Consider the following 5,192-nt stretch of genomic DNA (forward strand, 5'->3'; position numbering starts at 1 on the left):
AAGAGTCTAATGCGTATGAAATCATTAAAGTTCTCGGTTGGGATTATCCCGCTTTAGTTGAGGCCTACCAAAAAGCAGCTCTAATTGCCCGAGAAGAACATGTTCCAGTACTAATACACGTTGTTGAATTAACGCAGCCACAGGGCCACTCTACCTCAGGATCTCATGAACGCTACAAAAACGCAGACAGACTAAAATGGGAAGAGGAACATGACTGTAATTTAAAAATGCGGGAATGGATGATTGCAAATAACATTGCTTCCGATGAACAACTTTTAGAACTTGAAAAAACAATTAAAAAAGAAGTTAGAGAGGGTAAAGCGGCTGCTTGGAAGGCATTTGTAGGTCCTCAAATAGATGAACAAAGAGAATTAATTTCTATTTTAAAGAAGCTGAGTGCTACAAGCAGTAACAAAAATTTTCTAAATAAGCTTATCGAGGAATTCGAAGCACTCAAGGAGCCTATCAGAAAAGAAATACTTTCTACCGCACGAAAAGCATTGCGTTATGTTCTCTCTGAAAAATCAGATACCAAAGAGGAATTGTTAAGCTGGATTCAAACCTATTATGCAAAAATTCAACCAAAATACAGCAAACACCTTTACAGTGAATCAGCTGAAAAAGCAATTGATGTCACAGAAGTAAAAGCCACTTATGATCAGGAAGCCAAAGAAGTAGATGCACGAATTATAATTAGGGATAATTTTGACAAAATATTTAAAAAGCACCCGCAAGCTCTCATTTTTGGAGAAGACAGCGGGAATATTGGTGACGTAAACCAAGGGCTTGAAGGCATGCAGGAAAAATATGGTGAACTGCGAGTTGCAGATGCAGGAATCAGAGAAGCCACAATATTGGGTCAGGGAATTGGAATGGCATTGAGAGGCTTAAGACCCATAGCAGAAATTCAATATCTGGATTACCTCTTATATGCATTGCAAATAATCAGTGATGATTTAGCTACTATTCAGTACAGAACTTTTGGAAAACAAAAAGCTCCACTAATTATTAGAACCCGGGGTCACCGACTTGAAGGTATTTGGCACAGCGGTTCACCTATGGGAGGGATTATTCACCTTGTAAGAGGAATTCACGTTCTGGTTCCCAGAAACATGACAAAGGCTGCAGGGTTCTATAATACACTTCTTGCTTCTGATGAACCGGGTCTGATTGTAGAGTGCCTGAATGGATACCGTCTCAAAGAGAAAATGCCCAACAACCTTGGTGAATTAAAAACACCTCTTGGGGTAATTGAAACAATCAGAGAAGGTGAAGACATTACATTAGTTTCCTATGGTTCAACTCTGAGGTTGATAGAAGAAGCTGCTAAAGACCTAATGGAGGTTGGAATTTCAGTAGAAATTATTGATGTTCAATCATTATTACCGTTTGATATTAATCACGAAATCGTAAAAAGTGTTGCTAAAACTAACAGACTTTTAGTTATTGATGAAGATGTCCCGGGAGGAGCTTCGGCATATATTTTACAACAAATTCTTGATGAACAAAATGGATATATCTATTTAGATAGCAAGCCTCAAACACTTACAGCAAAAGAACACAGACCGGCATATGGAACAGACGGTGATTATTTTTCAAAACCTTCAGTAGAAGATATTTTTGAAAAAGTATATGAGCTGATGAATGAAGCAAACCCTTCTAAATACCCTTCATTAGCTTAAACGTGTAATTAATCGAAAAACTCACTATAAAGTTTAAAGTATTAATAAAAAATCAATATTTTTAAAATTAATCAAGACAATAAATGATAATTTTCAGTTTAAATAACAATAATTTCAATACTTAACAATAGAACTTGTCAATAACCTAGTAGCCTGTCAAGTTATTTGACGGGCTTTTTTTTAACTTAATATCAAAAAATATGTGTGGAATTGTGTGTGCTTTTGAATTAAAAGAATCTGCGGAATCATTAAGGCCACAACTTCTGGAAATGTCTAAATGTATTCGCCATCGTGGACCGGATTGGAGTGGAATTTTCAATAATGAAAAGTTTATAATGGCACATGAACGACTAGCAATTGTTGATCCAACTTCAGGTAAACAGCCACTTTTCAGTGAAGATAAAAGATTCGTCTTGGCTGCAAATGGAGAAATTTATAATCATAACGATTTAAGAAAGCAATTTCATAATAAATATAATTTTCAAACTAAGTCTGATTGTGAAATTATTTTACCTCTATATAAGAAAAAAGGTGCTGCTTTTCTCGATGATTTAAATGGTATTTTTGGATTTGCTTTGTATGATACAGAAAAAGACGAATATTTTATTGCTCGTGACCATATGGGAGTCATCCCATTATATATTGGATGGGATAAAAATGGAACTTTTTATGTTGCTTCCGAATTAAAAGCTTTAGAAAAATTTTGCTCAAAAATCGAACTTTTTCCTCCAGGACATTATTTACATAGTAAAGATGGGAAATTTGTAAAATGGTACAAACGAGATTGGATGGAATATAAAAATGTAGAAGATAACAAAACTGATATTTCCTTATTAAAAAAAGCATTAGAAGATGCTGTTCACAGACAATTAATGAGTGATGTTCCCTATGGTGTTTTATTATCTGGAGGGCTTGACTCATCTATTACCTCAGCCATAGCAAAAAAATTTTCTGATAAACGCATTGAAACCGAAGATACAGAAATGGCTTGGTGGCCACAATTACACTCATTTGCTGTTGGACTCGAAGGATCTCCTGATTTGACTGCAGCACAAAAGGTAGCCAATCATTTAGGAACTATTCATCACGAAATAATATTCACAATTCAGGAAGGTATTGATGCCTTAAAAGAAGTGATTTATCACTTGGAAACTTATGATGTTACAACCATTAGAGCTTCTACCCCGATGTACCTTATGGCAAGAGCCATTAAAGCTATGGGAATTAAAATGGTTCTTTCAGGTGAAGGAAGTGATGAAATTTTTGGTGGTTACCTCTACTTTCATAAGGCACCTAATGCAAAAGAATTTCATAAAGAAACTATAAGAAAGCTTGACAAACTTCACCAATATGATTGTTTAAGAGCTAACAAATCTTTAGCCGCTTGGGGAATAGAAGGCCGGGTTCCATTTCTGGATAAGGAGTTTATGGATGTTGCAATGCGAATAAACCCTAATGACAAAATGATAAATGATGAACGCATGGAAAAATGGGTTTTAAGAAAAGCATTTGAAGATCTTTTGCCGAAAAGTGTTGCTTGGAGACAAAAAGAACAATTCAGTGATGGGGTTGGTTATAGCTGGATTGACTCACTCAAGTTGTTAGTTAATGAATCTGTGACAGATGAACAACTTGCAAATGCTCATTTTAAATTTCCAATTCAAACCCCTTCATCAAAAGAAGAATTTTTCTACAGAAGTATTTTTGAAGAACACTTCCCGAGTGATGCTGCTGCTTTAAGTGTTCCTTCGGTTCCTTCTGTTGCATGTAGTAGTCCGGCTGCTTTGGAATGGGATGAAAGTTTTAAAAATCTTAATGACCCAAGTGGACGTGCTGTAGCAAATGTTCACTCAAGTGCATATAAAAATTAATTTTTTATGGAAAACTAAAGCTAAATAATTTTATGGTATTAGTTATTAATTCAATATATTCGAAACTTTAAATTCAAATCATATAAACTATTTAAAAATTTATACATGGACTTTACAAACCCATTAGTCTATGGGGTTCCTGCCTTTTTGGCGTTCATTTTATTGGAACTTACTTACAGTAAGAATTTTGATGACAAGAATCTTTACAAATGGAAAGATCTAGTCTCAAGCCTTACAATTGGTACCGGCTCTGCAATTGTTGCGGCACTTACAAAAACCATCGCTTTAGTTCTAGTTTTTACTGTAGCTTATGAACTTTTTAATCCGGTAATTGATGGTGTAAGAACTAATATTTTTGGTTGGAAATCATTTGGATATGAATGGTATTTTTGGATAGCCTGTATGTTGCTGGATGACTTTGCATATTATTGGTTTCATAGACAAAATCATATGGTTCGATTTTTCTGGGCTGCCCACATAGTTCATCATTCTTCAGATAATTTTAATTTAGGAACAGCTGTTAGAAATGGTTGGTTTACAATAATTTATAAGCCATTTTTTTATGTTTGGATAGTAATGCTGGGGTTTCCCCCTGAAATGCTTTTAGTTTGCCTTGGTATAGAATCGCTTTGGCAATTTCAGCTACACACAAAATATGTCCCAAAACTGGGCTTTTTAGAAAAATTTATCAATACACATACAATGCATCAGGTTCATCATGCAAAGAACATTGAATATATGGACAAAAACCATGGGGGAATTTTAAACATATTTGATAGGATTTTTGGAACCTGGAAAGAACTTGATGACTCGATTGATATCGAATATGGTGTTACTAGCCCACCAAATTCCTATAATATATGGACTATTTTATCGCACGAATACATAAATATTTGGGAGGATATGAAAAAGTCTAAAAATTGGTGGCATAAATTTATGTATTGCTTTGGTCCTCCGGGCTGGAGTCATGATGGCAGTACAATGACCATAAAACAAATTAGAGAATCTCTTGCAAAAGAAAAACTACTACATAAAAAAGCTGAAATACTAAAGAAAAGGAGTAATACTAAAAATACAAAAATACTTTCAGAGTCTGCTTAGCTCTATTCTTAAGGCAACCATTTCTTGTCAAAGTTAGGCTTTCGCTTCTCCAAAAAAGCATCTCTACCCTCCTTAGCTTCATCTGTCATGTATGCTAATCTTGTTGCTTCTCCGGCAAAAACCTGTTGGCCTACCATACCATCATCAGTAAGGTTCATTGCAAATTTGAGCATTTTGATAGATATGGGTGATTTTGCCAAGACTTCCTGAGCCCACTCAAAAGCAGTATCCTCAAGATCTGCGTGAGGAACAACAGCATTCACCATTCCCATCTCAAAAGCTTCCTGAGCAGAATAATTTCTTCCGAGAAAGAAAATTTCACGTGCTTTTTTTTGGCCCACCATTTTAGCAAGATATGCAGACCCATAACCCCCATCAAAACTGGTTACATCAGCGTCTGTTTGTTTGAAAATAGCATGTTCTTTACTGGCAAGGGTCATATCACAAACCACGTGCAAACTATGTCCTCCTCCCACTGCCCAACCGGGTACTACTGCAATTACAGCTTTTGGCATAAACCTAATGAGACGCTGTACCT

At 35.5% G+C, this 5,192-nt stretch carries 4 protein-coding genes; 3 read left to right on the top strand and 1 reads right to left on the bottom strand.

Going from position 1 to position 5,192, the window contains the following annotated elements; translation table 11 throughout:
* The 3 genes from AACY61_RS08230 to AACY61_RS08240 all read left to right on the top strand — a co-directional run.
* Nucleotides 1-1,682: transketolase C-terminal domain-containing protein (locus AACY61_RS08230; protein ID WP_339611090.1), on the top strand; the 1,682-nt coding region annotated here is incomplete at its 5' end.
* Nucleotides 1,683-1,882: 200 nt separating this feature from the next.
* Nucleotides 1,883-3,553 carry an asparagine synthase B gene (gene asnB / locus AACY61_RS08235; protein WP_339611091.1) on the top strand — a complete coding sequence of 557 codons (1,671 nt, stop codon included), beginning with the start codon at nucleotides 1,883-1,885 and terminating at the stop codon, nucleotides 3,551-3,553.
* Nucleotides 3,554-3,658: 105 nt separating this feature from the next.
* On the top strand, nucleotides 3,659-4,654 hold the full coding sequence (locus AACY61_RS08240) for a sterol desaturase family protein (RefSeq protein ID WP_339611092.1): 996 nt from the start codon (nucleotides 3,659-3,661) through the stop codon (nucleotides 4,652-4,654).
* Nucleotides 4,655-4,662: 8 nt separating this feature from the next.
* Here AACY61_RS08240 and AACY61_RS08245 read toward each other — a convergent pair.
* Nucleotides 4,663-5,192: enoyl-CoA hydratase-related protein (locus tag AACY61_RS08245; RefSeq protein WP_339611093.1), on the bottom strand; the 530-nt coding region annotated here is incomplete at its 5' end.

This window comes from uncultured Planktosalinus sp., from assembly GCF_963973675.1.
Taxonomy (GTDB): domain Bacteria; phylum Bacteroidota; class Bacteroidia; order Flavobacteriales; family Flavobacteriaceae; genus Planktosalinus.